The sequence below is a fragment of the Bradyrhizobium sp. genome (assembly GCF_019242285.1).
Lineage (GTDB): Bacteria > Pseudomonadota > Alphaproteobacteria > Rhizobiales > Xanthobacteraceae > Bradyrhizobium.
In genome coordinates this window covers 1-2,655 of the sequence record NZ_JAFAVV010000510.1, presented here as the reverse complement: position 1 = coordinate 2,655, position 2,655 = coordinate 1, and the positions used below count along the sequence as shown (strand labels likewise).

Annotated in this window: 2 protein-coding genes and 1 pseudogene; all 3 read left to right on the top strand. The window is 64.8% G+C overall.

Annotation, left to right across the window (positions count from 1 at the left end; translation table 11 throughout):
* Positions 1-49: 49 nt before the first annotated feature.
* Positions 50-493: pseudogene (locus tag JOY90_RS20235) on the top strand (transposase); the annotation flags it as partial.
* Positions 494-628: 135 nt separating this feature from the next.
* On the top strand, positions 629-1,894 hold the full coding sequence (gene istA, locus JOY90_RS20230) for an IS21 family transposase (protein ID WP_291692876.1): 1,266 nt from the start codon (positions 629-631) through the stop codon (positions 1,892-1,894).
* Positions 1,891-2,655 (top strand): IS21-like element helper ATPase IstB (gene istB, locus JOY90_RS20225; RefSeq protein ID WP_291692875.1); only part of this gene is annotated, 765 nt, incomplete at its 3' end. The genes istA and istB, both read left to right, overlap by 4 nt.

The window sequence follows — 2,655 nt, the reverse complement described above, 5'->3', positions numbered from 1 at the left end:
TGTCCGGAATTCTGTGTGCGAGACATAACCATCGCCAAGGAGGCGTGTTATGCCGAGCAAAGCCAAACGGATGGACCGAGCGGTAGCCAAACTTCCCTCGATCCCGAAGGAACTGGTGAGCCATTTCCTGACGGGTTCGATGACGGGCGAAGCGATTGAGGCGGCGGGCGCGGCGTTCAAGAAGGCGCTGATCGAAGCCGCGCTGAACGCGGAGCTGAGCCATCATCTGGGCTATGAACCGGGCGAGGAGCAGCCGGAGGGAACCACCAACCACCGCAACGGCGTGACGGCGAAGACGGCGCTGACAGGTGAGGGGCGGCTGGCGATCGCGACGCCGCCCGATCGCGACGGCAGCTTCGAGCCGGTGCTGATCCCCAAGCACGCGCGCCGCTTCACCGGCTTCGACGACAAGGTGATTGCCTTGTATGCGCGCGGGTTGACGGTGCGGGAAATCCAGGGGTTTCCGCTGGAGAGCTATGGCACCGATGTGAGTGCCGGCCGAATAATCCCCACTTGTGCCGGTTGAAAATTCCCCAGGTGGGCTGACGGCGTGAGCCTCAGGATCCTGGCGAGCAGCCGGTGCTGATGAGCGATGATGTCCCCTTTTCCGCTGGTGGGGGATGTGTCGTTGGTCCGACTTGGGGAGATCGTTATGATCCTTGAACTGCATCGCCAGGGCGTTGGTGTTTCGGCCATCGCGCGCCGGGTGGCACTCGATCGCAAGACAGTGCGTCGCTACATCGCACAAGGGCTGGAGCCGCCGGCCTACGGTCCACGCCAAGCGCGGACATCGCAGTTGCAGGCGTTCGAGCCCTATCTGCGCCAGCGGCTGGCGGCGTTTCCGCAATTGACCGGCCGCAGGCTACACCGCGAACTGCGTGAGCTTGGCTACGGCGGCGGTTACACCATCCTCACCGACCTGCTGCGCGAGATCCGGCCCAACGAGGTGTCGCCGTTCGAGGTCCGCTTCGAGACCCCGCCCGGGCGCCAGGCGCAGGTGGATTTCGCGCATTTCCGCACGGTGTTCACCGATGAGCCGGGCGTTGAGCGGATCATCTGGCTGTTCTCGCTGGTGCTGGGCCACAGCCGCATGCTGTGGGGCCGCTTCGTGCTGCATCAGGACATGCAGACGCTGCTGCGCTGTCATACCGCCGCCTTCGAAGCGCTCGGCGGCGTGCCGGAGCAGATCCTTTATGACCGCATGCGGACGGTGTTCCATCGCGAGGATCCCGATACCAACCCCATCGTCTACAATCGCACGCTGCTCGCGTTCGCCAGCCACTACGGCTACCTGCCGAAGGCCTGCAAGGCTTATCGGGCCAAGACCAAGGGCAAGGTTGAGCGTCCGTTCCGCTCCATCCGCGAGGACTTCTTCCTCGGCCGGAGCTTTCGCAACCTCGACGATCTCAACGCGCAGTTCCGCCAATGGCTCGATCAGGTCGCCAATGTCCGCGTCCATGCCACGACCCGGCGGGTTGTCGCCGAGCATTTCTCCGAGGAGCGCCCGGCGCTGCAGCCGCTGACCGTGGGCGCGTTCCAGGCCGTGCTGCGGCTCGAGCGACGCATCACGCGCGACGGTATGGTTTCCGTCGACGGCAATCTCTACAGCGTGCCGAGCAGCGCACGTCGGCGGGTGGTGGAAGTGCACAGCACCGCCACCGAGGTTCGCATTCTCGAGGACAGTGCCGTCATCGCCACCCATCCCGTCCTGGATGGTCGCGGTCAGCGCCGCATCATCTCCGGGCATCGGACGTTGCCGCCACCTGCTAACAGTCAGACCCCGCGCGATGATCGATCCGGCGCCCTGCGCGCCGGCGAGATCGTCGCGCTGCGGTCACTGGCGTTTTATGACGCCGTCGGCAAACGCCTTGCCGCCAACGATACCGCGGCATGAGAGACCCTCTGGCAGCCGCTACACCGATCGAACGGATCCGCACGCACCTGGTCAGCCTGCGCATGCCGCGGGCATTGGAGGCGCTGGATCATGTTGTCCAGCAGCTCGAGCGCGGCGAGGCCAGCGCCATCGAGGCGATCGAGACGCTGCTAGCCGAGGAGCTCACCATCCGCGAAAGCCGTCGCATCAAAGCGGCGCTGCAGATGGCACGGCTGACGCCGATCAAGACGCTGTCAGGGTTTGATTTCTCGTTCCAACCCTCGCTCGAGCGCAGCCGGGTCATGGCGCTGGCCGCGCTTGACTTCATCGATCGCCATGAGGTGGTTCACTTCATCGGCCAGTCCGGCACCGGCAAAAGCCACCTCGCGATTGCCCTTGGGGTCGAAGCGGTGCGAGCAGGGCGCAGCGTCTACTTCTCGCCGCTCGCCGACATCATCGACAGCCTGGCCCGCGCCGAGCGCGAAGGCCGCCTGCGCGAGCGGATCCGCTTTCTCTGCCGCTGGTCTTTGCTGATCATCGATGAGATCGGCTACCTCAGCGTCGGCGCCGGTGCTGGCAATCTGTTCTTCCAGTTGGTCAACGCGCGCTACGAGCGCGGCGCCATGATCCTGACCTCCAATCGCGGCTTTGCCGAGTGGGGGAAGGTCTTCGGCGATCCGGTGGTCGCCACCGCATTGCTCGATCGGTTGCTTCACCACGCCGTCGTCGTTCATATCGAAGGTGCCAGCTATCGGCTGCGCCAACATGCTGATCTGGTTCCA